The 23,169-nt window shown below is 57.7% G+C and carries 23 protein-coding genes; 6 read left to right on the forward strand and 17 right to left on the reverse strand.

All coding sequences use genetic code 11. The features are described 5' to 3' along the window. Positions 1–245: 245 nt before the first annotated feature. Positions 246–1,997 (reverse strand): gamma-glutamyltransferase, encoded by a 1,752-nt coding sequence (gene ggt, locus FA92_RS16515; protein WP_033784200.1) that lies wholly within the window; start codon positions 1,995–1,997, stop codon positions 246–248. A gap of 208 nt (positions 1,998–2,205) precedes the next feature. Here ggt and FA92_RS16520 point away from each other — a divergent pair, with 208 nt between their 5' ends. Then, entirely contained in the window at positions 2,206–2,493 is a 288-nt protein-coding gene (locus FA92_RS16520) for a DUF2756 domain-containing protein (RefSeq protein WP_013359335.1), read from the forward strand. On the opposite strand, the gene ugpQ is transcribed toward FA92_RS16520, so the two are convergent. The 10 genes from ugpQ to FA92_RS16570 form a co-directional block, all read right to left on the reverse strand. Further along, on the reverse strand, positions 2,490–3,233 hold the full coding sequence (gene ugpQ, locus FA92_RS16525) for a glycerophosphodiester phosphodiesterase (RefSeq protein ID WP_013359336.1): 744 nt from the start codon (positions 3,231–3,233) through the stop codon (positions 2,490–2,492). The two genes, FA92_RS16520 and ugpQ, sit on opposite strands and share 4 nt — an antisense overlap. Next, positions 3,230–4,303 (reverse strand): sn-glycerol-3-phosphate import ATP-binding protein UgpC, encoded by a 1,074-nt coding sequence (locus tag FA92_RS16530; protein WP_013359337.1) that lies wholly within the window; start codon positions 4,301–4,303, stop codon positions 3,230–3,232. Before FA92_RS16530 ends, ugpQ begins: the two co-directional genes overlap by 4 nt. Before the next feature lies 1 nt (position 4,304). Further along, entirely contained in the window at positions 4,305–5,150 is an 846-nt protein-coding gene (gene ugpE, locus FA92_RS16535) for a sn-glycerol-3-phosphate ABC transporter permease UgpE (protein ID WP_033784201.1), read from the reverse strand. After that, positions 5,147–6,034, reverse strand: a complete 888-nt coding sequence (gene ugpA, locus FA92_RS16540; protein WP_033784202.1) for a sn-glycerol-3-phosphate ABC transporter permease UgpA — start codon at positions 6,032–6,034, stop codon at positions 5,147–5,149. The genes ugpE and ugpA overlap by 4 nt, the downstream gene beginning before the upstream one ends. Before the next feature lie 53 nt (positions 6,035–6,087). Further along, positions 6,088–7,404, reverse strand: a complete 1,317-nt coding sequence (gene ugpB, locus FA92_RS16545) for a sn-glycerol-3-phosphate ABC transporter substrate-binding protein UgpB (protein WP_033784203.1) — start codon at positions 7,402–7,404, stop codon at positions 6,088–6,090. A 499-nt stretch (positions 7,405–7,903) separates the two neighbouring features. Continuing rightward, positions 7,904–8,617 (reverse strand): high-affinity branched-chain amino acid ABC transporter ATP-binding protein LivF, encoded by a 714-nt coding sequence (livF, locus tag FA92_RS16550; protein ID WP_013359341.1) that lies wholly within the window; start codon positions 8,615–8,617, stop codon positions 7,904–7,906. Position 8,618: 1 nt separating this feature from the next. Further along, positions 8,619–9,386, reverse strand: a complete 768-nt coding sequence (gene livG, locus FA92_RS16555) for a high-affinity branched-chain amino acid ABC transporter ATP-binding protein LivG (protein ID WP_013359342.1) — start codon at positions 9,384–9,386, stop codon at positions 8,619–8,621. Beyond that, on the reverse strand, positions 9,383–10,654 hold the full coding sequence (locus tag FA92_RS16560; RefSeq protein ID WP_033784204.1) for a high-affinity branched-chain amino acid ABC transporter permease LivM: 1,272 nt from the start codon (positions 10,652–10,654) through the stop codon (positions 9,383–9,385). Before FA92_RS16560 ends, livG begins: the two co-directional genes overlap by 4 nt. Further along, positions 10,651–11,577: a high-affinity branched-chain amino acid ABC transporter permease LivH gene (livH, locus tag FA92_RS16565; RefSeq protein ID WP_009087789.1), complete on the reverse strand. Its 927-nt coding sequence runs from the start codon at positions 11,575–11,577 to the stop codon at positions 10,651–10,653. The genes FA92_RS16560 and livH overlap by 4 nt, the downstream gene beginning before the upstream one ends. 134 nt (positions 11,578–11,711) lie before the next feature. Further along, positions 11,712–12,824: a branched-chain amino acid ABC transporter substrate-binding protein gene (locus FA92_RS16570; protein ID WP_013359345.1), complete on the reverse strand. Its 1,113-nt coding sequence runs from the start codon at positions 12,822–12,824 to the stop codon at positions 11,712–11,714. Between the two features lie 395 nt (positions 12,825–13,219). Here FA92_RS16570 and panM point away from each other — a divergent pair, with 395 nt between their 5' ends. After that, positions 13,220–13,615 (forward strand): aspartate 1-decarboxylase autocleavage activator PanM, encoded by a 396-nt coding sequence (gene panM / locus FA92_RS16575; RefSeq protein WP_013359346.1) that lies wholly within the window; start codon positions 13,220–13,222, stop codon positions 13,613–13,615. Positions 13,616–13,675: 60 nt separating this feature from the next. On the opposite strand, the gene rpoH is transcribed toward panM, so the two are convergent. From rpoH to ftsY, 4 genes are all read right to left on the reverse strand, one after another. Then, positions 13,676–14,533: an RNA polymerase sigma factor RpoH gene (rpoH, locus tag FA92_RS16580; RefSeq protein WP_003852201.1), complete on the reverse strand. Its 858-nt coding sequence runs from the start codon at positions 14,531–14,533 to the stop codon at positions 13,676–13,678. Between the two features lie 239 nt (positions 14,534–14,772). Next, positions 14,773–15,762 carry a permease-like cell division protein FtsX gene (gene ftsX / locus FA92_RS16585; protein ID WP_033784205.1) on the reverse strand — a complete coding sequence of 330 codons (990 nt, stop codon included), beginning with the start codon at positions 15,760–15,762 and terminating at the stop codon, positions 14,773–14,775. Further along, on the reverse strand, positions 15,752–16,420 hold the full coding sequence (ftsE, locus tag FA92_RS16590; protein WP_013359348.1) for a cell division ATP-binding protein FtsE: 669 nt from the start codon (positions 16,418–16,420) through the stop codon (positions 15,752–15,754). Before ftsE ends, ftsX begins: the two co-directional genes overlap by 11 nt. Positions 16,421–16,425: 5 nt before the next feature. After that, on the reverse strand, positions 16,426–18,120 hold the full coding sequence (gene ftsY / locus FA92_RS16595) for a signal recognition particle-docking protein FtsY (protein WP_033784683.1): 1,695 nt from the start codon (positions 18,118–18,120) through the stop codon (positions 16,426–16,428). Positions 18,121–18,351: 231 nt separating this feature from the next. On the opposite strand from ftsY, the gene rsmD reads away from it, so the two are divergent. Both rsmD and FA92_RS16605 read left to right on the forward strand, forming a co-directional pair. Further along, positions 18,352–18,951 (forward strand): 16S rRNA (guanine(966)-N(2))-methyltransferase, encoded by a 600-nt coding sequence (gene rsmD / locus FA92_RS16600; RefSeq protein ID WP_033784206.1) that lies wholly within the window; start codon positions 18,352–18,354, stop codon positions 18,949–18,951. Beyond that, positions 18,941–19,213: a DUF1145 family protein gene (locus FA92_RS16605; RefSeq protein ID WP_003852192.1), complete on the forward strand. Its 273-nt coding sequence runs from the start codon at positions 18,941–18,943 to the stop codon at positions 19,211–19,213. The genes rsmD and FA92_RS16605 overlap by 11 nt, the downstream gene beginning before the upstream one ends. A 24-nt stretch (positions 19,214–19,237) precedes the next feature. On the opposite strand, the gene FA92_RS16610 is transcribed toward FA92_RS16605, so the two are convergent. Then, entirely contained in the window at positions 19,238–19,594 is a 357-nt protein-coding gene (locus tag FA92_RS16610) for a DUF2500 domain-containing protein (RefSeq protein WP_033784207.1), read from the reverse strand. Positions 19,595–19,731: 137 nt separating this feature from the next. On the opposite strand from FA92_RS16610, the gene FA92_RS16615 reads away from it, so the two are divergent. Both FA92_RS16615 and FA92_RS16620 read left to right on the forward strand, forming a co-directional pair. Further along, the gene (locus tag FA92_RS16615; RefSeq protein ID WP_033784208.1) at positions 19,732–20,361 is read left to right on the forward strand and encodes a lysoplasmalogenase; all 630 of its coding nucleotides are present in this window, start codon (positions 19,732–19,734) and stop codon (positions 20,359–20,361) included. Positions 20,362–20,454: 93 nt separating this feature from the next. After that, on the forward strand, positions 20,455–22,731 hold the full coding sequence (locus FA92_RS16620) for a zinc/cadmium/mercury/lead-transporting ATPase (protein ID WP_033784209.1): 2,277 nt from the start codon (positions 20,455–20,457) through the stop codon (positions 22,729–22,731). A 52-nt stretch (positions 22,732–22,783) separates the two neighbouring features. Here FA92_RS16620 and tusA read toward each other — a convergent pair whose 3' ends face one another. Beyond that, complete coding sequence (gene tusA, locus FA92_RS16625; protein WP_010253330.1) at positions 22,784–23,035, reverse strand: sulfurtransferase TusA; 252 nt, start codon at positions 23,033–23,035, stop codon at positions 22,784–22,786. Positions 23,036–23,169: the final 134 nt, after the last annotated feature.

A 23,169-nucleotide genomic window follows, 5' to 3' on the forward strand; every position in this document is an offset into this window, starting at 1 on the left:
CATCGCCTGCACAGGAAACGGGGTCAGATCGGAAAGACGCAAAAGCCGTCATCCATGACACGCTCGGCCCGCGCGATTACGCACCTCATCCATGAGGTGCGCCCGTATCCGGGCCAACGCGTTGCGTTGTTCAAAAACGCTCCCGGCGTTTTTGTCCCAGTCGCGGGACGCTTTCCTCTTCTGACCCCGTTCCCTACGCGTTAAGCTTATTTATTGCTGTCAGATTCACCTGGGTCAGGTTTGTATCAGTAACCCGCACTCAAATCATCAATGCTGCGCGGATCCGAAGCACCATACAGCATGCCATCCGGCCCAATCATGATGCTCTGCGTACTGCCCATCGACGGCAGCACTTTCACATGCTGGCCTTTAGCTTCCTGCAGACGCAATGTATCAGGGCTGAAGCCCTTCTCCACCCGCAGCTGATCCGGCAGCCACTGATGATGGAAGCGTGGTGCGTTGGTGGCTTCCGCCACGTTCATCCCGAAATCAATGCTGTTCACCACCATCTGCAACACCGTGGTGATAATGCGGCTGCCGCCCGGACTGCCGGTCACCAGCCAGGTTTTGCCGCCTTTAGCGACGATGGTCGGCGACATTGATGACAACGGACGTTTCGCCGGCTGCACCGCATTCGCTTCCCCGCCCACCAGCCCGTAGACATTGGGCGTGCCCGGCTTGGCGGAGAAGTCATCCATCTCATTATTCATCAGGATGCCACTCTTGCCCGCTACAATTCCGCTGCCGAAATAGGTGTTCAGCGTGTAGGTGACCGCAACGGCATTGCCCTGCTTATCCACCACTGAGAAATGGGTGGTCTGGTTGCTTTCGTAAGGTTCGAGCTTGCCCGGTTTGATCTCACTGGAAGGCCGCGCCTTTGCCACGTCAATCTGCTGCGCCAGCGTTTTAGCATAGGCTTTACTGGTCAGCGCCTGCCAGGGCACCTTCACGAAATCGGGGTCGCCGAGATATTCCGAGCGGTCCGCGTAGGCATATTTTTCCGCTTCCGCCATCACCTGCATGGCGTCAGCGCTGCCAAAGCCCATCTTCGCCAGATCGAAGTTCTCCAGGATATTGAGAATCTGCACGATGTGGATACCACCGGATGAGGGCGGTGGCATTGAGAAGACTTCATAACCGCGGTAGGTACCACTGATGGGCTGACGCTCGACCGCCCGATAGGCCGCCAGGTCAGCTTTGCTGATCAGCCCGCCGTGCTGCGCCATCTCGCCGGCGATCTCATCCGCGATTTCACCTTTGTAAAAGGCATCCGGCCCCTGGCGGGCAATCAGTTGCAGACTGTGCGCGAGATTGTTCTGCACCAGCCGATCGCCCTTCTGCCACGGCGTGCCGTCCGGTTTGTAGAAGATCGCTTTGCTGTTGGGATGGGTAATCAGCACCTCTTTGCCGTAGGTCTTCAGGTCATCCGCCAGCGCATCGTTGACTGGAATACCGTCACGCGCCAGTCTGATAGCCGGTGCCAGCAGAGTGCTCAGCGGCAGAGTGCCATATTTCTGCGCAGCCAGCGCCAGTCCAGCGACGGTGCCCGGCGTGCCGGAGGCGAGATGAGAAGTCAGCGACAGCTTACTGTCGGCGTTGCCCTGCTTATCAAGGAACATGTCGCGCGACGCATGGCCCGGCGCCATTTCACGGAAATCGATAGCAGTAGCGCGACCAGAGGCGGTGCGCAGCAGCATAAAGCCGCCTCCGCCCAGGTTGCCCGCCTGCGGATGGGTCACGGCCAGCGCAAAGCCCACGGCGACCGCGGCATCCACCGCATTCCCGCCCTGACGCAGAATTTCCACGCCCACCTGGGTTGCCAGCGCATCCACCGACGCCACCATGCCGTGCTGCGCTTTTACCGGGTGAAAAGTATCACTGTCCACACCGTAGGAGACCGGCGGAGCCTGAGTGGGCGCGGCGTTCGCGCCTGCCACCACGGTAAAACTCATCACCAGCGACCAGCTAAGCTGACGCACTGTCTGCTGCATTTTCATCCTGCCACCATCCCATGTTGTTATTTACATTTTTTTATCATTTCTGCAAGTGCCTACAAATACAGCAAAATAACCGGGGTTAAGTCAAATCAGGAATACATCTGAAAGTAAGGTCTGTGATATCGCGTAAACTTATGGGTGCGACCCTGATATCGGTGTGCGCCGTTGTGCACCCAAAAAACCTGTCGCGATAAAGGAAGGAGGAAAGATGAAAAAGTGGATGATTGTTTTAGCCGCCCTGCTGCCTTTCGCCAGTCAGGCGAACACGCTGAACAGCACCAACGATCCGAATAAACCGGGTTATAACCCGAGTCAGCAGCGGATGCAGTCGCAGATGCAGAGCCAGCAACAGCAGCAACAGCTGAAGCTGCGCCAGGATCAGCAGCGTCAGACGCAGGACATGCAGCGTAAAATGCAGGAGCAGCGCAACAGCGCCCAGCAGCGGGTGATTACCACGCAGCCGGGCCAGCAGAACCAGAATCCGAATCAGAACTAATGAAAATCGGGGCCAATGATGTCGATGCTGTCAGTACAGATGGCATCGACGCCCCACTTCAGCAATTCCCGCGCCCGGTCCGGGCTGTTCACGGTATACACCAGAATCTTCAGTCCGCCTGCTTTAAGTTCGGTGACCCGCTCAGCGGTCAGGACCTTGTGATTGAGATGAATGGAGACGCACGCCAGCGCGCTCGTTTTCTCCTGCCACTCGGGATCCCAGCTGTGCGACAGCAGGCCACGCGGCAACTGCGGCTCGACCTGCATCGCCGCTTCCAGCGCCTCAAAAGAGAACGACGAGAGCAGCGGTGCGGTCTGATCCTGCCACAGAATCGCGGCAGCCTGCGCCACGGCGCGTCCGGTTTCAGCGTCGCTGCCGGTGGTCGGTTTGATCTCGATGTTCGCCATCATCTGATGCTGACGACAGCGTGCCGCTACTTCGTCCAGCCGCGCCAGCTTTTCGCCGGTAAATGCGTTGCCAAACCAGCTGCCCGCATCAAGCTGCGACAGCTTCTCCCACGGCAGCTGACCTGCCACGCCCCAGCCGTTGCTGGTGCGATCCAGCGTGTCGTCATGCAGCAGGAAGATCTGCGCATCCATTGATAATTTGGCATCAAACTCAATCATTTGATGACCATACTTTGCGCCGACATCAATTGCCGCCAGGGTGTTTTCCGGTGCCAGTTTACCGCCACCGCGATGGGCAACGATGCGGGGATAGGGCCAGTGTTGTGTGCTCATTCCAGACGCTTTCCATGGGTTGAATCGAAGAAGTGTAACGCATCTGACGGCAGATGCAGCCACAGCGTACTGCCTGGCTGCGGCCGTTCGCTGTGGGCTAAGCGTACCACCAGTGGCGTGTCCCCGATGCGACCATGTGCCAGATTATCGGCGCCCAGCATCTCCAGCGTATCGACGCGTAGCGGTACGCCGCCCTGCTCACGGCTGCTTTGCCGGATATGCTCTGGCCGGATACCCAGCACCACCGGCTGATTAGCCCATTTCGGTTTACTGTCACTGAGCGGCAGTGCATGCGAGGCATCGAGATTAAAGCGCGAACCATCGCTGCTGATCTGCCCTTTCAGCAGATTCATCGCGGGCGCGCCGATAAACGAGGCGACAAACTGGCTGGCGGGACGTTCATACACGTCGACCGGCGTGCCGATCTGCTCGACGACACCTTTATTCATCACCATCACCCGCTGCGCCAGCGTCATCGCCTCAACCTGATCGTGCGTCACATAGAGACTGGTGGTCTGTAAGCGGCGATGCAGCTGCTGCAGCTCCAGCCGCATCTGCACCCGCAGGCGGGCGTCGAGATTAGACAGCGGCTCATCGAACAGAAACACCGCCGGTTCACGCACGATGGCGCGCCCCATCGCCACGCGCTGGCGCTGTCCGCCCGAAAGCTCGCGAGGCCGGCGCATCAGCAGGTGATCCAGCTCCAGACTGCGCGCCGCGTCGAGCACCCGCTGGCGGATCTGCTCTTTGCCCATCCCACGGATTTTCAGGCCATAGGCCATGTTCTCCTCCACCGACATATGGGGATAGAGCGCGTAGTTCTGAAACACCATCGCAATGCCGCGATCTTTCGGCTCTTCCTGAGTGACACGCCGGTTGTCGATATAGATATCACCGGAGGTAACGCGCTCCAGTCCGGCCACCATGCGCAGCAGGGTCGACTTCCCGCAGCCGGATGGCCCGACCATCACCATAAACTCGCCGTCATTGATGGTGACGTTCAGCGGCTGAATGATCTGATTTTTGCCATCGTAGGACTTGGTTACTGCCTGAAGGGTTACGCCTGCCATCTTATTTCTCACTCTCAACCAGACCGCGCACAAAGGCACGCTGCATGACTAACACCACCGCCAGCGGTGGGATCAGGGTTAATAACATTGCCGCCATCACTTCGTTCCACTGGGTTGGCGATCCGCTGGAGGAGATCATGCTTTTGATCCCCGCCACCGCGGTGCCGAGGCTGGCGTCATTGATGATCAGCAGCGGCCAGAGATACTGGTTCCAGCCGTAGATAAAGGTGATCACGAACAGCGCCGCCAGATTGGTTTTCGACAGCGGCAGAACAATGTCGATGAAGAAGCGCATCGCACCGGCACCGTCGATGCGCGCCGCTTCCACCAGTTCATCCGGCAGTGACATAAAGAACTGACGAAACAGAAAAGTGGCGGTCGCTGAGGCCATCAGCGGCAGGGTTAAGCCGCTGTAGCTGTCGAGCAGATTAAGGTCGGCAATCACCTGTACCGTGGGGAAGATACGTACCTCAACCGGCAGCATCAGCGTGATGAAGATCAGCCAGAAAAAGAGCGTGCGCAGCGGAAAGCGAAACCAGACCAGGGCAAACGCCGACAGCATCGACACGGTGATTTTGCCGAAGGTGATGCCCAGCGCCATGATCATGCTGTTGAGCAGCATCAGACCAAACGCCGGTCCGCTGCCGTTGACGCCGTGCGTCCAGATGCGCGAGATGTTCTCCCACAGATGCGTACCCGGCACCAGCGTCATCGGCACCTGATAGACCGCCTCGTTATCCAGCGTCGCCGCCACGAAGGCGACATAAAGCGGGAACAGGATGGTGAGCACGCCCAGCACCAGCACGATGTGGCTGAAGAGATCCAGCCCGCGTCGATTCTCAATCATTGGTATTGCACCTTACGTTCAACAAAGCGGAACTGGAGCACCGTCAGCCCGATGACCAGCAGCATCAGCACCACCGACTGCGCCGCGGATGAGGAGAGATCCAGACCGGTAAATCCTTCGCGATAGATTTTATAGATCAGCGTGGTGGTCGCCTGCACCGGCCCGCCGCCGGTTGCGGCATCGATCACCGGGAAGGTATCGAAGAAGGCGTAGATCAGGTTCACCACCAGCAGAAAGAAGCTGACCGGCGTAATCAGCGGCAGAGAAAGGTTGAAGAAGCGACGCACCGGCCCGGCACCGTCGATGGCGGCGGCTTCCACCAGCGATTTGGGGATTGATTGCAGTGCGGCGAAGAAAAACAGGAAGTTGTAGCTCATCTGCTGCCAGATCGACGCCAGCACAATCAGGAACATCGCCTGACCGCTGTTCTGCGCATAGTTCCAGTTGTAGCCGATGTGGTTCAGCAGATAGCTGAACAGGCCCAGACCGGGGTTAAACAGAAACATCCAGAGCACCGCGGCCACCACCGGGGCAACGGCGTAGGGCAGCAGCAGCAGGGTCTGATAGAGGCGGCGCAGTCGCACCACATAATCCACCAGCGCCGCCAGCAGCAGCGAAAACACCATGCCGAAGACCGTGACCATGCCGCTGAATTTGATGGTGGTCCAGAACGAATCCAGATAGTAGGGATCGGCAAACAGGCGTCTGAAGTTTTCCAGCCCGACAAAGCTGCTGAAGATGCCAAAGGGATCGAGACTTTGCAGCGAATACCACAGCGCTTCACCGGCAGGCCAGAGAAAGAAGATGGCGGTAATCAGCAGTTGCGGCAGCACCAGAAGATAAGGCAACAGGCTGGTGCGAAAGACCGGACGGGATGAAGACATGGCATACCTGACGTCAGAAAAGAGGGGCCAGCCTGGGCTGGCCAGGGGAGAGATTATTTCATTTGCTGCTGGAAGCGGCGCAGCAGCTCATTGCCGCGTTTCACTGCGTTATCCAGCGCGCTTTGCGGTGACTGTTTACCCGTCCAGACGCTTTCCAGCTCCTCGTCGATCACGGTACGAATCTGCGGCATGTTGCCCAGACGCATCCCTTTGGTGAACGCCAGTGGCGGCTTGTTCATCATCTGGCGGGTCGCGATATCTGCTCCCGGATTCTTATCGTAGAAGCCCTGCTGTTTCGTCAGCTCGTAGGCGGCGGTGGTAATCGGCAGATAGCCGGTTTTCTGATGCCATTCCGCAGCGATTTCCGGTTTAGCGAGGAACTGCATAAACTCGGCCACGCCTTTATAGGTTGCCGCATCTTTGCCTTTCATCACCCACAGGCTGGCACCGCCGATCAGGGCGTTCTGTGGCGCATTCGGCACGGTGTCGTCATACGGCATCATGCCGACGCCGAAGTTGAATTTAGCGTAATGACGGATATCGGCCAGCGAACCGGATGAAGCGGTAGTGATGCCGCAGTCGCCGTTGTAGAACTTGGCGGTGGACTCATCTTTGCGGCCAAAGTAGGTGAAGTCCCCTTTCTTATTCATCGCTTCCAGCAGGTCGATATGACGAACCTGCACCGGCTTGTTGAACTCCAGCACCGCGTCGAGGCCGTCAAATCCGTTGTTCTCCGTCGCCACCGGCAGAGCATGCCAGGCACTGAAGTTTTCGATCTGGATCCAGCCCTGCCAGCCGCTGGCGTAACCACAGCTCAGGCCTGCTTTGCGCAGTGCCGCGGCATCGGTCGCCAGCTCCTGCCAGGTTTTCGGTGGCTGGTCCGGGTTCAGACCCGCTTTTTTGAAGGCGTCCTTGTTGTAATAGAGCACCGGCGTCGAGCTGTTGAACGGCTGAGAGATCAGCTGACCTTTACTGTCGCTGTAGTAGCCCGCCACCGTGGGTACGAACTGTTTTTCATCAAAGGGGATGCCGGCATCTTTGAAAACCTGATGCACTGGCACAATCGCCTTAGAGGCCATCATGGTCGCCGTACCGACTTCATAGACCTGCAGCACCGCAGGCGCTTTACCACTGCGCACGGCCGCAATCCCTGCCGCCAGACTCTGCTCGTAGTTACCTTTGTAGGTCGGAACAATTTTGTAATCGGGATGCGTCTCGTTAAAACGCTGTGCCAGCGAATCCACTTCTTTGCCTAACTCGCCTTCCATAGAGTGCCAGAAGGGGATCTCAGTGGCGGCCATGGCATGGCTGCTGAGCGTCAGACCGAGCAGCACGCTCATCAGGCTACGACGAAAGGTAACGACGGACATAGAATTTTCCTGTGCAGGTAAATACGCGTGAAATCACGGATTTCTGGTTCGCGAAGTAACATGACACGGGGAAATGACGGATTAATAACAGGCAGATGACAGCGGGGTGACAGGCTTTATTGAGGAAAAGAGGACGCTGGCAGCACGGCGGCAAAACGCCCACGCTGCCAGTTTTTAGTTACATAAATTGCAGAGCAATTGGAAGCTGAAAAGGCATGACTGAGGTTTTCACTTCACTGAAGTCGAAGGCCGTCGGCGGCCCCACTCAAACCAACACTCAAGGCCGTCGGCGGCGCAGCCAGGTTGCGGGCGGACAGCGCGCAGCCACCGGAGCGTACACGTAGTACGTGAGGATGGCGAGCACTGCCCAACCGGAGCCTGGCAAGTAAGCCAGGCCCATGCACACCAAAGTGCACAGCCACCGGAGCGTACTCCTAGTACGTGAGGATGGCGAGCACTGCCCAACCGGAACCTGGCAAGTAAGCCAGGTCGTGCCCCATCAGGCACCTAAGTAAGCGCTGCGGACGGCTTCGTTGGAGAGAAGAGCTGCACCGCTATCTTCGAGCACGACATGCCCGTTCTCCAGCACATAGCCCCGATCCGCCAGCTTCAGCGCCTGATTCGCATTCTGCTCCACCAGGAAAATCGTCATCCCTTCGCTGCGCAACTGCTCAATGGTGTCGAAGATCTGCTGAATAATGATCGGTGCCAGTCCCAGCGACGGCTCATCCAGCAGCAGCAGGCGCGGCTGGCTCATCAGCGCACGGCCAATCGCCAGCATCTGCTGTTCGCCGCCTGACATCGTTCCGGCGCGCTGGATTTTACGCTCCTCCAGCCGCGGGAAGAGTTCATACACGCGCTTAATCCGCGTCAGATACTCCGGGCGGCTGGCAAAAAAGCCGCCCATCGCCAGGTTCTCTTCCACCGTCATGCGCGAAAACACCCGCCGTCCCTCTGGCACGATGGCGATTGCTTCACGCATAATGCGCGCCGTTTGCCAGTCGGTAATCGCTTTGCCATCAAAGGTGATAGTGCCCTGGGTCGCGCGGGGTTCGCCGCACAGCGTGCCCAGCAGCGTGGTTTTTCCGGCTCCGTTAGCGCCAATCAGGGTGACAATTTCGCCCTGATTGATATAGAGGCTGACGTTGTGCAGCGCCTGAATTTTGCCGTAGTGAGCGCTGACGTTCTCAATGGTTAACATCGCATTTGCCATCTCAGGCCTCTCCTAAATAGGCACGAATGACATCCGGATTATTACGAATCTCCTCCGGCGTTCCGTTAGCCAGCGGCGTTCCCTGATTAACCACGTAAATACGGTCAGAAATACCCATCACCAGCTTCATATCATGTTCAATCAACAGCACCGACACCTTGTGTTCGCCACGCAGCTCCGCAATCAGCGCGTCCAGCTCATGGGTCTCTTTCGGGTTAAGACCCGCTGCCGGTTCATCCAGCATCAGGATCTCCGGGCGCGTCACCATGCAGCGCGCAATCTCCAGCCGACGCTGCTGACCATAGGCCAGATTACCCGCCTGACGGTTTGCCAGATCCAGCAGACCCACCCGCTCCAGCCAGGTCGCCGCACGATCCAGCGCCTCGCTCTCACTGCGGCGAAACGCCGGGGTTTTCAGCAGGCCGGAAAATACGCCGCTTTTCAGATGCTGATGCTGCGCGACCAGCAGGTTCTCAATCACGGTCATCTCACGGAACAGGCGGACGTGCTGGAAAGTCCGCACAATGCCCATCCGCGCAATCTTCTGGCCCGGCAGCCCTTCCAGATGCTGCTCACGCAATTTGATCGTGCCGCCGGTGGGCTTGTAAAAGCCGGTCAGGCAGTTGAACACGGTGGTTTTACCGGCACCGTTGGGGCCAATCAGTGAAACGATCTCCTGCGGACGCAGCTCCAGTGCCACATTGTTCACGGCTAACAGACCGCCGAAGCGCATCATCAGGCCTTCAACGGCTAATAAAGGCTGAATCATGCCTGTTCTCCTTTTTTAGCGGCTCTGAGCTTCAGATGCGGACGCTTCATCGGTAACAATCCCTGCGGACGCCAGATCATCATCAACACCATCAGGCCACCCAGCACCAGCATGCTGTACTCATTAAGATCGCGCATCAGCTCGCGTGACACCACCAGCAGAATGGCGGCCAGAATCACCGCAAACTGCGAGCCCATCCCACCCAGTACCACAATCGCCAGCACAAAGGCGGACTCGACAAAGGTAAAGGACTCCGGACTGACAAAGCCCTGACGCGCCGCGAACAGACTACCGGCAAAGCCCGCAAATGCGGCACTGATGGTAAAGGCGGTCAGCTTGATGCGGGTCGGACTCAGGCCCAGTGAACGGCAGGCAATCTCATCCTCGCGCAGCGCTTCCCAGGCCCGGCCCAGCGGCATCCGCAGCAGCCGGTTGATCACAAAAAGCGTCAGTACTACCAGCAGCAGCGCCACCAGGTAGAGAAAGATGATGCGGTCGCTGGGATCGTACTTCAGCCCAAAGAAGTTGTGGAAAGTATCCCAGCCGCCTTCACGCGGCGTACGGCCAAACTCCAGACCAAACAGCGTCGGTTTAGGGATCTGGCTGATGCCATTTGGCCCGCCGGTCAGGGCGGTATTGTTCAGCAGCAGAATACGTACGATCTCACCGAAGCCCAGCGTCACAATCGCCAGATAGTCGCCGCGCAGTCGCAGTACCGGGAAGCCCAGCAGCAGGCCAAACAGCGCCGCAACCATGCCAGAGAGCGGCAGGCACTGCCAGAAGCCAAGACCGTAATAGTGGTTCAGCAGCGCAAAAGTATAAGCGCCGATGGCGTAGAAGCCGCCATAACCCAGTACCAGCAGGCCAGAAAGACCGACCACCACGTTTAAGCCCAGACCGAGCATCACGTAGATCAGCGTCATGGTAGCGATATCGACGGTGCCGCGTGACACCAGGAATGGCCAGGCAACCGCCGCGATAATCAGCACCGCCATCACCAGCTTCTGCTTCGGCGTCGAGCCATCCAGACCAGGCAACACCAGCGCCGGACCGGAGATTTTCTTTAGGCCGCTTTGCCAGATCGGACGCAGCAGCTGGAACAGAAACACCACCGCACAGCCTGCGGCGATCCAGTTCCAGCGCACGCTACCGGCGTTCTGCACCACCAGATTCGTGCCATCCAGATTCAGGCGCAGTCCCATAAAGAAGGTGGCCAGCACCAGCAGCATCAGGGAAGAGATCAGGGCGTTGATAAAAGAGGTCTTCATACTTTTTCGACCTCCGGACGGCCCAGAATCCCGGTCGGCATCACCAGCAGCACCACAATCAGCAGGGCAAACGAAACCACATCTTTATATTCCGTGCTGAGATACGCAGAAGTCAGCGCTTCAGCAATCCCCAGCACCAGGCCGCCAATCATGGCACCCGGAATACTGCCAATCCCACCCAGCACGGCAGCGGTGAAGGCTTTCATGCCCGCCATAAAGCCGATGAAGGGGTTGATCGAACCGTAAAACTGGCCCAGTAATACGCCCGCGACTGCCGCCATCGCGGCACCGATCACAAAGGTCAGCGAGATCACGCGGTCGGTGTTAATCCCCAGCAGGCTGGCCATTTTCAGGTCTTCTGCGCAGGCGCGACAGGCGCGGCCCATGCGGGAGTAACGGATAAAGGTGGTCAGCGCCAGCATCGCCAGGAAGGTCACCACCCAGATCACAATCTGCATGGTAGAGATGGTCGCGGCAAAACCGTTGCTCTCGCCTACCGTCCACTGTCCGGTGATCAGGCTCGGCAGCGCCAGGTCGCGTGAACCCTGGGTCAGGCTGACGTAGTTTTGCAGGAATATCGACATCCCGATGGCGGAGATCAGCGCAATCAGGCGCTTGGATGAACGCACAGGCCGGTAGGCGACGCGCTCAATGCTCCAGCCGTAAGCGCTGGAGATAATGACTGCCATCACAAAGCCAGCTGCAATCATCAGCCAGGTGGTGTCGATGCCCATCATCATCAGGGCGGCAATCACGATAAAGGAGACATAGCTACCGATCATGTAAACCTCGCCGTGGGCGAAGTTAATCATGCCGATAATGCCGTAAACCATGGTGTAACCGATGGCGATCAGCGCGTAGGTGCTTCCCAGGGTCACACCATTAAACATCTGCTGAATAAAATAGAGGAACTGCTCGGACATACCTTGACCCTTACTTAACCGATCGCAGGCGATCGGGGTACAAAAAACGCCTGGCAGACGGGCACCAGGCGTTCGTGTCGCTGGTCAGGGGAAACCGGTTATCCGGCTTCCCGCTCACCACAAAACAGCCTGGTTTATTTCACAGCGGTCGAGGTGCCATCGGCATGCCATTTGAAGACGCCGAATTCAAAGCCCTTAAGATCGCCCTTCTCATCCCAGTTCAGGTTGCCCATCACGGTTGGGACCGCAGCGCCTTCCTTGAGGTTTTTCACGATAGCGTCCGGCTCTGCGCTCTTGCTGCGCTCCATGCCGGTTGCCAGCGACTGCAGTGCTGCATAGGTGGTCCAGACGAACGGGCCGGTCGGATCCAGTTTCTTCGCTTTCAGCGCGTCCACAATCGGTTTGTTGGTTTCAACCTGGTCGTAGCGTTTCGGCAGAGTCACCAGCATGCCTTCAGAGGCTGCACCGGCGATGTTCGACAGCGAGGCGTTACCCACGCCTTCTGGTCCCATAAATTGAGTTTTCAGACCCGCAGCGCGCGCCTGACGCACGATCTGCCCCATTTCCGGGTAGTAACCGCCGAAATAGACGAAATCGACGTTCTCTTTCTTGAAGCGGGCCACCAGCGTAGAGAAATCTTTATCGCCTGCGGTGATCCCTTCAAACATCACGATATTAGCGCCCTGCTTTTTCAGGCTCTCCTGCACGGAGCGCGCCAGGCCTTCGCCATACTGCTGTTTGTCATGCACCACAGCGATACGCTGCGGTTTCAGCTCGGTCATGACGTATTTCGCGGCGGTCGGCCCCTGATCGGAGTCGAGGCCGGTGGTGCGCATAATCAGTTTATAGCCACGGGAAGTCAGGTCAGGTGCGGTCGCGGCCGGGGTGATCATCAGCACGCCTTCATCTTCATAGATGTCAGACGCCGGCTGGGTGGAGGAAGAGCAGAGGTGGCCGATGACATAGCGGATGCCGTCGTTAATCACCTTGTTTGCAACCGCAACCGCCTGTTTCGGGTCACAGGCGTCGTCATATTTCACCGCTACCAGCTTGTTGCCGTTAACGCCGCCTTTGGCATTGATATCTTCAATCGCCTGCGTTGCGCCGGCGAACTGCATGTCGCCGTACTGCGCCACTGGACCCGACATTGCGCCGACAATGGCCACTTTGATATCTTCAGCCAGCGCCGCATGGCTCATCGCCAGTGCTACACATCCCGCCAGTAATGCGCGACCTTTCATTTTCATCCTGACTACCCCATTTGTTTTGTCGTGTATGTTGTGAGTGCTTGCGTTGCCAGATAAAGTCGAAAACTGATTAATGATGAATGAGTTAGCGTACTTTTCTGACATTTATTAGTAATAAGGCTTTATTTTTCAGGTTATTAAACAGGAAGTTTCTTCTGTAAATCAACTGACACATTCAGAATTGACCGGGTTAAACAGCATAATACACTGGATGCAACGGCCGGTTTATAACCACTTTGCCAGCGCGTTATGCTGGATTGATCGCCCGCTATCCAGGTTTACTCCTGTTATCCTGGCATCCAGGCCATCTTTTGACCTGTTTTATTGATGAAAATGTGGTGGCCCTCTGGTTGTATACTTTCGCTACACTTTCCCCTTTTTTAGAGGTTTTTGTTATGAAGCTCACTATCCAGCGCCTGACTGCGCTGACGCCGCAGGACCGCATCGATCTTGGCAAAGTCTGGCCGGATCTGGAGATGGAAAAACTGGAACAGGGTTTGAGTGAGTCTCATCGTCTTTACGCGGCGCGTTTTAACGACCGCCTGCTGGCGGGTTTGCAGCTGGAAATTTCCGGCATCCACGGCAAGGTTCACCGGCTGGCGGTGCGCGATGTCACCCGGCGACGCGGGGTAGGCCAGTATTTGCTGGAGGAGACGATCAGGCAGAATGGTTCAATCGCGGACTGGTGGATTGCCGATGATGGCAGTGACGATCAGCAGGTACGCGCGGCGTTTATGCAGGCGTGTGGCTTCAGGGCGCAGAGTGACGGCTGGATACGGGCGGCAGACTAGCCGGACGCAGAAAACAAAAAGGGCGACATCATCTGTCGCCCCTTAAGGTGTTGAAGTGCGTTACGCTTCAATCGCCATACGCAGTTTCTTCATAGCGTTCTTTTCCAGCTGCCGGACACGTTCGGCGGATACGCCGTACTGATCGGCCAGCTCCTGCAGCGTGGTTTTATTGTCTTCGTCCAGCCAGCGGGCGCGAATGATGTGCTGACTACGCTCATCCAGACCTTCCATCGCATAGCTCAGCTTGTCAGCCGCGTGCGCATCCCAGTTGTCCTCTTCGATGCCGTCGGCAAAGTCAGAGGTTTTATCCTGCAGATACAGCACCGGTGCCATAGAACGGCCTTCGCTGCTCTCGTCGTCGGCAGACATATCAAAGGTCATATCCTGCGCGGCCATACGCGATTCCATTTCGCGCACGTCTTTGCTGCTTACGCCCAGCTCGCGCGCAACCATCTCGACTTCGTCCTGATTGAACCAGCCCAGACGCTGCTTGGTTTTACGCAGGTTAAAGAACAGCTTACGCTGTGCTTTGGTGGTCGCGACTTTCACGATACGCCAGTTACGCAGCACGTATTCGTGAATCTCCGCTTTAATCCAGTGCACGGCGAACGAAACCAGACGCACGCCCACTTCAGGGTTGAAGCGACGCACCGCTTTCATCAGGCCGATGTTACCTTCCTGGACCAGGTCAGCCTGTGGCAGACCATAGCCGGAGTAATTACGAGCGATATGAACTACAAAGCGTAGGTGTGACAGGATCAGCGTCTTAGCTGCTTCCAGATCGCCCTGGTAATGCAGCCGTTCAGCCAGCGCTTTTTCCTCTTCTGCCGAAAGCATCGGCCAGGTATTCGCCGCCCGGACGTAAGACTCCAGGTTGCCAAGAGGAGCAATAGCTAAAGTTTGCATTTCTTTGGTCATTCAAACCCTCACATATTCAGTGGAATTGCCGCACATTTCCCTGCGCAGACGATACATTACGTCAACGTCACGCGAGATCCGAAAGCAATCTGTGCTACTTAGAGTGATAAAGTTATCCACAAGTTCAATTATAGCAGTGAATATTTTACACACAGATGACAGGAAGGGAAGAGGGGAAAATCCTCTGCACCCACCATCGGTAGCAGAGGACCATTATAACAAAAAAATGTTGCAGGCGTTTACTGCGGCGTAAATCGACGTAAATGTTGTACCGTCGCCAGCCAGGCTGCGACCCAGCCGATGATGGCCGCAATCAGCAGCAGCAGTAGCGCTTCATCCCAGGAAAAGCCTTCCAGCGAGAAAGTGGTACCAAATACGGTTGCCACACTGGCGACGACCGACTGCAGACGCAGCACCAGCACTTCTGACAGCAGCAGCGACAGAACTGCCCCACTGAAGCCCAGCAGCGCTCCGCCGTAGAGGAACGGACGCAGGATAAAGCCGTCAGTGGCACCAATCAGCTTCTGCACGTTAATGGTGTCGCGCCGGGCAAAGATGCTAAGACGGACGCTGTTACCGATCACCAGGAAGACCGCTACAATCATCAGCACGCCAATCATTGAGGCGATTTGCCCCACCAGCCCGGTCAGCGCCGCCAGCCGCGCAAACCAGCTGTCATCCATTCGCACTTCATCCACGCCCTGCACTTTGCTCACCCGATCGCGCAGGCTCTGCATGGTGTCTGAGTTCTGGAAGTTGAGTTTAGGCGTGATGATGGTCACCGCAGGCAGCGGATTCTGCTCCAGCATATCCATTGCGCCACCAAAGCCTGACCAGTTACGGAATTCGTTTAGCGCCTCTTCCCGCGTCAGGTAGTTGACGTTATCCACGCCTTCAACCTGCTTGAGCTGTGCCACCACATTTTCTGCCGCCGTATCATCCAGCGTTTTGGAGAGATAAACGGTCAACTGCGGCGCCGGATACCACTGTGTGGCTGCCTGGCTGACGTTTTTCCACACCATGTAGCAGACGCTGGGCAGCGTCAGTGAAATAGCGATGACCATTACTGTCAGCAGCGTGGCCAGCGGCTGACGCCACATGTCCGAAAGTGTGCCTCGCAGCGCATAGCGCCACTGCTCCTGCCAGCCGCCCTTCAGCGCTTTACTCTTCGACTTCGACGGCTGCTTCGCTTTCGGTGCAGCCGGACGTTTAATGCGTTTATTGACCATCGTGGCCTCCGTGCAGACGTCCCTGATTCAGCGTCATCATCCGGTAGTTGCGTCGGGCGATCAGGCCGCTGTCATGCGTCGCCATCAGGACGGTGACGCCGACGCGGTTAAACTCTTCAAACAGGCGCAGAATGTCTTCTGACAGCGCATCGTCAAGGTTACCGGTCGGTTCATCGGCCAGCAGCACGGCCGGCTTGTTCACCACCGCACGGGCGATGCCCACACGCTGCTGTTCACCGCCCGAAAGCTGAATCGGATAACTTTTCGCTTTGTCGAGCAGGCCCACTTTATCCAGCGCCGCCGAAACGCGACGACGGATATCCTCACCGCTGGCACCGGAAATAATCAGCGGGATCGCCACATTGTCATAAACCGACCGATCCATCAGCAGGTGGTGATCCTGGAAGATCATGCCAATCTGACGACGCAGGAAAGGCACCTCACTATTACGCAGGCGGGAAATGTCATGGCCGCTGAACCAGATTTTTCCGGCACTCGGGCGCTCAATGCCACAAATCAGCTTCAGCAAGGTACTTTTACCGGCACCGGAGTGGCCGGTCAGAAACGCCATTTCGCCGGGACGCAGATGGAAATCTACCCCCTGCAGCGCCTGACGTCCGCCGAGATATGCCTTACTGACCTCTTCAAAGCGAATCATCCTAATTAGTCCTCTCGGGCAAACAGTGCCTCAATAAAATCTTCCGCCTTAAACGGCCGTAAATCTTCAATGCCTTCACCGACGCCGATGTAGCGAATCGGAATACCGAACTGATCGGCCACCGAGAAGATCACGCCGCCTTTGGCGGTGCCATCCAGCTTAGTGAGCGCAATCCCGGTCAGGCCGACGGCTTCATTAAACAGTCGGGCCTGGCTGACCGCATTCTGTCCGGTGCTGGCATCCAGCGTCAGCATCACTTCGTGAGGCGCGGAATCATCCAGCTTTTTCATCACGCGGGTGATTTTCTTCAACTCTTCCATCAGGTGCGATTTGTTCTGCAGACGACCCGCCGTATCGGCTATCAGCACGTCAACGCCGCGTGATTTCGCGGCCTGAATGGCATCGAAGATCACCGAAGCGGAATCTGCGCCGGTATGCTGCGCAATGACCGGAATGTTATTACGCTGGCCCCACACCTGCAGTTGCTCAACCGCCGCGGCGCGGAAGGTATCACCGGCCGCTAACATCACGGACTTGCCCTCGGCCTGATACTGGCGCGCCAGCTTACCGATGGTGGTGGTTTTACCCACGCCATTGACGCCCACCATCAGGATGACAAACGGCGTTTTGCCTGACACGTCCAGTGGCGCATCCACTTTCGCCAGAATCGAGGCCATCTCTGCTTTCAGCAGGCCGTAGAGCGCTTCCGCGTCACGCAACTGCTTGCGGTTTGCCTGCTGGGTCAGGTTGTTGATGATGCGGCGCGTGGTATCCACGCCCACATCCGCAATCAGCAACTGCTCTTCCAGCTCGTCAAACAGGTCATCATCAATCTTTTTGCCACGGAACAGGCTGACAAAACCGGAACCGAGGTTCTGACGGGTCTTGACCAGGCTGCGCTTCAGGCGGGCAAAGAAACCCTCTTTGCTGGGACGCTCCTGCTCCTGCACGATGAGCGGCGCGGCGGCCAGCGGCAGATCGCTGACGGTATCGGATAACGATTCAGTCGGTTCCTGGTCAGTGACGTCGGCGTCACCCAGAGACAGTGCGGTCAGCTCTTCGTCGGTCAGCGGCGCGTCTGCTTCGCTATCCTGAGTTTCAGCGATCGCTGCGTCATCCTGCACCTGTGGCGTGAGCACTTCGTTGTTCAACGGGGCTTCGCTGTGCGGGGGTTCGACGATCTCTGCATCGCCCAGCGCCAGCGCCGTCAGCTCTTCTTCGCTTAACGGCGCCTCGGTTTCGCTGTGCGGGATGTCAACGATTTCTGCGTCGCCGAGCGCCAGTGCCGTCAGCTCCTCTTCGCTTAACGGCGCGTCTGCGGGTTCCGCATCAGCGATCGGCGTAACCACATCGTCGGCGTCGATAACCGGCGCCGCGTCATGTTCAGGTGCAGCAACTTCCAGTAGCGCTTCAGAGTCGGCCTCAATCGGCTCAGCCTCATCCAGCACCGCGGGTGCTGATTCATGCGGCGCTGCCGCAGTGACTTCCGCCTCACGCTGCTGTCCGGCCACCGTTTCGGTGATGACGACAGTCTCTTCCGCTTGTGCTTCAGCCTGGCTTAATGCCGGGGCTTCCTGTTCTGTCTGCTGCTGTTCGGGCTGAGCGACCTCTGGTGTCTGCTCCTCTGCTGCAGGTTGTTTCTCTTCCTCTTTGCCAAATCCCAGCCAGGAAAAAAAGCCACGTTTTTTCTCTTTTGCCATTGTGTGACGACACTCCTCGATGGCTTTGTCCCGGTCGCGCGTGGTTTCCAGGGGTAAATCAATGAAATTGGTCAGCGCCAGACCGGCGTAAACCGCAGAATAATGCATGACTTCAGCAACTCAGTAGTCTAACACTTTCCAGCCAGCTCACCACAGCACCCTTTTTTAACGTTTCTTCTCACCGATTCGCCCGTTAAACTACGCAACAAATTATGACGAGTTGTGAGCAAGATGAATAAAAACCCCCGCAGTACAGGCGGTGCCGGGCAGATTCGCATCATTGGCGGTCAGTGGCGCGGACGCAAATTGCCGGTGCCGGACAGCGCCGGACTGCGCCCGACCACCGATCGGGTTCGCGAGACGCTGTTTAACTGGCTGGCCCCGGTGCTGCCAGAGGCGCGCTGCCTTGATTGCTTTGCCGGTAGCGGCGCATTAGGACTGGAAGCGCTGTCGCGTTACGCGGGATCGGCGACGTTGCTGGAACTGGAACGTCCGGTGGCACAGCAGTTAACAAAAAATCTGCAGACGCTGCGCGCTACGAATGCCACCGTGGTTCAGACCAATGCGCTAAACTGGCTGGCACAGGCGGGTACACCCTTTGACGTGGTGTTTATCGATCCGCCGTTTCGTCAGGGATTGCTGGAGCAGACGCTACAGTTGCTGGAGCAGAATAACTGGCTGGCCGATCAGGCGCTGATTTACGTCGAAAGTGAAGTGGAAAATGGCGCACCGCCGGTGCCGCCAGAGTGGGATCTTTATCGCGAGAAAATAGCCGGACAAGTGGCTTATCGTTTGTATCAACGTCAACAGGAGACGCAGGATGTTACTTAATTTGGGGCGTCTGTTGATGCTATGCGTGTGGGGATTTTTACTGGCTAATCTGGTCCATCCCTACCCGAAGCCACTGACTTATTTTATCAACGTTGCACTGATCTTCATGATCCTGATGCATGGTCTGCAACTGGTATTACTGCGCACGACGCAGACCAAAGATGCACCGCCGATTGACCGCGTCACCCAGGCGAAAGTGTTTCTGTTTGGCGTGTTTGAACTGGTCGCCTGGCAGAAGAAAAACTTCCCTCGCAAAAAGTAGTGTCGGGCGGGCGCAATGCCCGCCTTACTGCACGGGCGTGAAGCTGATAAAGCGCGTGCCCTGCATCTTCAGCTCTCCTCTCGCGCCTTTATCCAGCTGATGATACTCCCCCACTTTAAGCCGCACTTTGATGTCGCTGTCACCGTTCAGCGGATGAAACAGCACCTCATACCGCATCTCTTCCCCGGCGATGACTTCACGCTGCCGTGAACGACGATTAGGCGAAGGGAATTCACGTTTGGTTTTGACTTCAGCCTGCAGAGCACGCGTGGGGGAGGCATCATTCACCGCAGCCTCACGCCGTTGTTTAATAAACTGACGACTCGCTAGCACGGCAATAATCGCCAGAACGATGATAAAGATTAACGGTGGTTTGCTCATAGCGCTCTCATGCCTGTTAAATCAGGCGGCAAAGCATACAACCAGAGTTGCCTGATTGTCACATCTCAGAGGCTTAACCTAAACTGGAAGGGATATTTTGGGATCTTTCACCATTTTGAGTAAAAAAGGGAGAAACAATGCTCTGGTCTTTCCTCGCTGTACTTTTCTCCGGCTGGCTCTATGTCGATGCCACCTATCGCGGCCCACAATGGCAGCGCTGGCTGTTTAAGCCCGTCACGCTGCTGCTGCTGGTCGGGCTCGCCTGGCAGGCTCCGGTGCTGCAAACCACGGACTATCTGATTCTGGCCGGTCTGGTTGCGACACTGGTCGGTGATGCGTTAACGCTACTGCCGCGTCAGCAGATGCTCTATGCCGTCGGGGCGTTTTTCCTGTCGCACCTGCTCTATACGCTCTGCTTCGCCGCCAGCATGACCATGACCTTCTTCTGGCCGATTCCGCTGACGCTGCTCATCATCGGTGCCGCTCTGATTGGCATCATCTGGAGCCGACTGGAGGATCTGCGCTGGCCTGTCTGCACCTTTATTGGCATGACGGTAGTGATGACCTGGATAGCGACCGAGCAGTACTTCTTCCGTCCGACCGATTATAGCTTCTCGATCATGGCCGGTGCCGGTCTGCTGCTGCTCGCCAACGCGGTCTGGTTTATCTCGCACTATCGTCGTCGCTTCAGCGCTGACAGCGCGATTGTGGCCGCCTGCTACTTTGCCGGTCACTTTATGATCGTGCGTTCACTGTGGGTCGTCTGAAAAATTAGTCTTGACTCTGGAGTTCACTCCAGAGTGTAGGATAAGGGATGAGCAACGTTGCTCATCCCGCGACTCTTACACTCCGGAGGTCATATGCATCAACATCACGCCTGTGGCTGCGGCAAACCGCGTGCCAGCCACGCCGCAGCAAAACCGCTGTGCCAGGTTCGTCAGGCCCGTCCACTCTCTCTTTCTATTCATGCTGCTACGCCCGTGACGGCGGATACGGCAGGCTGCTGCTGTGACTGCAACAGCAGCCCTGGCAATGAGGCCGACACTGCTGAGGAAAGCGACCGGCGAGGTGCCTGGCCCTTTAGCTGGCAAATCAGCGGCATGGATTGCCCGGGCTGCGCCCGCACCATTGAAACCGCCGTCCGCCAGGTAAACGGCGTGACCGATGCCCGCGTACTGTTCAGCAGCGAGAAGCTGGTGGTGAACGCTGACAACGATGTACAAAGCGCCGTTGAACAGGCGGTAAAAAAAGCCGGTTTCCAGCTTGCTACACCTTCGGAGACGCCGTCCGCAAGCTCGCGCTGGCAGCAGAACCGGATACTGATTTTGCTGGCGCTGCTGGTGCTCGCCAGCAGCGTTCTCAGCCAGTTTGCACCCGTCTGGGGCGATCGGCTGTTTGTGCTGACCACCCTGGTCGGCCTGGTCCCGGTCGCGCGCGGTGCCTGGCAGCGTCTGCGCAGCGGATCGCCTTTTACCATTGAGACATTAATGACGCTGGCGTCGGCAGGCGCGTTGATCATTGGCGCGCATGCAGAAGCCGCCATGGTGCTGGTGCTGTTTCAGCTGGGCGAACAGCTGGAAAGCTATGCTGCCTCCAGGGCACGCAGCGGCGTCACCAGCCTGATGGCGCTGCGGCCTGAATCGGCGATTCGCCTGAAACAGGGCAAGCGCAGTGAGGTGCCGCTGGCGGCGCTGCAACCGGGTGATGTGATTGAAGTCGCGGCGGGCAGCCGTTTGCCGGTCGATGGCTGTTTAATCAGCCCGCTCGCCAGTTTCGATGAAAGCGCGCTGACCGGTGAGTCACTGCCGGTCACCCGCGCCAGCGGTGAAAAAATCCTGGCCGGTGCCACCAGCGTGGATCGGCTGGTGACGCTGGAAGTGGTGTCAAAACCGGGGGAAAGCGCGATTGACCGTATCCTGCAGCTGATTGAGGAAGCAGAAACGCACCGTGCGCCGGTTGAACGCTTTATCGATCAGTTCAGCCGCATCTATACGCCGCTGGTGATGCTGCTGTCGCTGCTGGTGATGGTGGTGCCACCCCTGCTCTTCGCAGGCGACTGGCAGCCGTGGATCTACAAAGGACTGACCCTGCTGCTGATTGGCTGCCCCTGTGCGCTGGTGATCTCTGTGCCAGCCGCGATTACTTCCGGGCTGGCTGCGGCGGCGCGTCAGGGTGCACTGATTAAAGGTGGTGCGGCGCTGGAACGCCTGAGTTCGCTGCGCAGGATGGCCTTTGATAAAACCGGCACCCTGACGCTGGGCAAGCCCCAGCTGACGCAGATCCTGCGGTTTGGCACAGCCAGCGAGTCAGAGATGCTGGCGTTAAGCGCTGCGGCGGAACAGGGTGCGACCCATCCGCTGGCCAGCGCTATCGTGGCGGCCGCGCAGGCGCGTGATCTGGTCATTCCTGACGCGCAGGATCAGCAGGTACAGGCGGGACGCGGCATCAGTGCGCGGGTCTCAGGCCAGCAGATTCAGCTGCTGACGCCCGGCCATACGCCCGGCCTGACGCCGCAGCAAAGCGCGCAGATTGCGCAGCAGGAAGCCGAAGGTGAAACCCTGGTGGTACTGATGCGCGATGGCGAGGCGCTCGGTGCGCTGGCCCTGCGCGATCAGCTGCGCGACGATGCCGTGGAGGCGTTAAAAGCGCTGAAAAAGCTGGGCATTGAGAGCCTGATGCTGACCGGCGATAACCCGCGCGCGGCAGCAACCATTGCTCACCAGCTCGATATTGATTATCGCGCCAGCCTGCTGCCTGCCGATAAGGTGGCGGCCATCCGTGAACTGAGTCAGCAGCAGCCGCTGGCGATGATCGGAGATGGCATTAACGACGCCCCGGCGATGAAAGCAGCAACGCTGGGCATTGCGATGGGCAGCGGCACCGATGTCGCGCTGGAAGCGGCCGATGCGGCCCTGACGCGGAATCAGCTCAGCAACCTGGCCCCGATGATTGCGCTGGCGCGTCGTACGCGGCGCATCATCCGCCAGAATATCGGCATTGCGCTGGGGCTGAAGGCGATTTTCCTGGTCACCACCCTGCTGGGTCTGACCGGACTCTGGCTGGCGGTGCTGGCAGATTCCGGTGCGACCGCGCTGGTCACCGCCAACGCGCTGCGGTTACTGCGGCGCCGCGACTGAGTAAAAGGTTCTGTCTGAAGAGTAGGGTTAACGGCGGCCTGAACGGCTGCTGTTAACCCGCCATACCTTTGCGGATCAGAAACTGATAGGGCAGCGTGTCGGTCTGCTGTGCCAGCAGGCCATGTTCCATGAAGCGGCAGAAGCCGGGAATATCGCGGGTCGTCGCCGGATCATCGGCGATAATCAGTAACGTCTCGCCATCCTGCAGGCTGCGTACGGTTTTGCGCACCATCATCACCGGCTCCGGGCAACGCAGGCCACGGGCGTCCAGCTGATGGTCGGCAGAGGAAAAAGCATCGCTCATAATCAACTCGGTTCAGGTAAAGGGCGCTCATTCTAGCGCGTGTTGGCGGTGAAGCAAGGCGATAACGATTGCGTTAAAATTAACCATTGCATAAAAAGCACAACGCGGTAATATGCCGCCGCTTTTTGCTCATA

This window comes from Pantoea sp. 9140, assembly GCF_000745295.1.
Taxonomy (GTDB): domain Bacteria; phylum Pseudomonadota; class Gammaproteobacteria; order Enterobacterales; family Enterobacteriaceae; genus Pantoea; species Pantoea vagans.

Coding starts and splice junctions, on each gene's coding strand:
- ggt (WP_033784200.1), bottom strand. CDS start 1,997: ATGAAAATGCAGCAGACAGTGCGTCAGCTTAGCTGGTCGCTGGTGATG.
- FA92_RS16520 (WP_013359335.1), top strand. CDS start 2,206: ATGAAAAAGTGGATGATTGTTTTAGCCGCCCTGCTGCCTTTCGCCAGT.
- ugpQ (WP_013359336.1), bottom strand. CDS start 3,233: ATGAGCACACAACACTGGCCCTATCCCCGCATCGTTGCCCATCGCGGT.
- FA92_RS16530 (WP_013359337.1), bottom strand. CDS start 4,303: ATGGCAGGCGTAACCCTTCAGGCAGTAACCAAGTCCTACGATGGCAAA.
- ugpE (WP_033784201.1), bottom strand. CDS start 5,150: ATGATTGAGAATCGACGCGGGCTGGATCTCTTCAGCCACATCGTGCTG.
- ugpA (WP_033784202.1), bottom strand. CDS start 6,034: ATGTCTTCATCCCGTCCGGTCTTTCGCACCAGCCTGTTGCCTTATCTT.
- ugpB (WP_033784203.1), bottom strand. CDS start 7,404: ATGTCCGTCGTTACCTTTCGTCGTAGCCTGATGAGCGTGCTGCTCGGT.
- livF (WP_013359341.1), bottom strand. CDS start 8,617: ATGGCAAATGCGATGTTAACCATTGAGAACGTCAGCGCTCACTACGGC.
- livG (WP_013359342.1), bottom strand. CDS start 9,386: ATGATTCAGCCTTTATTAGCCGTTGAAGGCCTGATGATGCGCTTCGGC.
- FA92_RS16560 (WP_033784204.1), bottom strand. CDS start 10,654: ATGAAGACCTCTTTTATCAACGCCCTGATCTCTTCCCTGATGCTGCTG.
- livH (WP_009087789.1), bottom strand. CDS start 11,577: ATGTCCGAGCAGTTCCTCTATTTTATTCAGCAGATGTTTAATGGTGTG.
- FA92_RS16570 (WP_013359345.1), bottom strand. CDS start 12,824: ATGAAAATGAAAGGTCGCGCATTACTGGCGGGATGTGTAGCACTGGCG.
- panM (WP_013359346.1), top strand. CDS start 13,220: ATGAAGCTCACTATCCAGCGCCTGACTGCGCTGACGCCGCAGGACCGC.
- rpoH (WP_003852201.1), bottom strand. CDS start 14,533: ATGACCAAAGAAATGCAAACTTTAGCTATTGCTCCTCTTGGCAACCTG.
- ftsX (WP_033784205.1), bottom strand. CDS start 15,762: ATGGTCAATAAACGCATTAAACGTCCGGCTGCACCGAAAGCGAAGCAG.
- ftsE (WP_013359348.1), bottom strand. CDS start 16,420: ATGATTCGCTTTGAAGAGGTCAGTAAGGCATATCTCGGCGGACGTCAG.
- ftsY (WP_033784683.1), bottom strand. CDS start 18,120: ATGGCAAAAGAGAAAAAACGTGGCTTTTTTTCCTGGCTGGGATTTGGC.
- rsmD (WP_033784206.1), top strand. CDS start 18,352: ATGAATAAAAACCCCCGCAGTACAGGCGGTGCCGGGCAGATTCGCATC.
- FA92_RS16605 (WP_003852192.1), top strand. CDS start 18,941: ATGTTACTTAATTTGGGGCGTCTGTTGATGCTATGCGTGTGGGGATTT.
- FA92_RS16610 (WP_033784207.1), bottom strand. CDS start 19,594: ATGAGCAAACCACCGTTAATCTTTATCATCGTTCTGGCGATTATTGCC.
- FA92_RS16615 (WP_033784208.1), top strand. CDS start 19,732: ATGCTCTGGTCTTTCCTCGCTGTACTTTTCTCCGGCTGGCTCTATGTC.
- FA92_RS16620 (WP_033784209.1), top strand. CDS start 20,455: ATGCATCAACATCACGCCTGTGGCTGCGGCAAACCGCGTGCCAGCCAC.
- tusA (WP_010253330.1), bottom strand. CDS start 23,035: ATGAGCGATGCTTTTTCCTCTGCCGACCATCAGCTGGACGCCCGTGGC.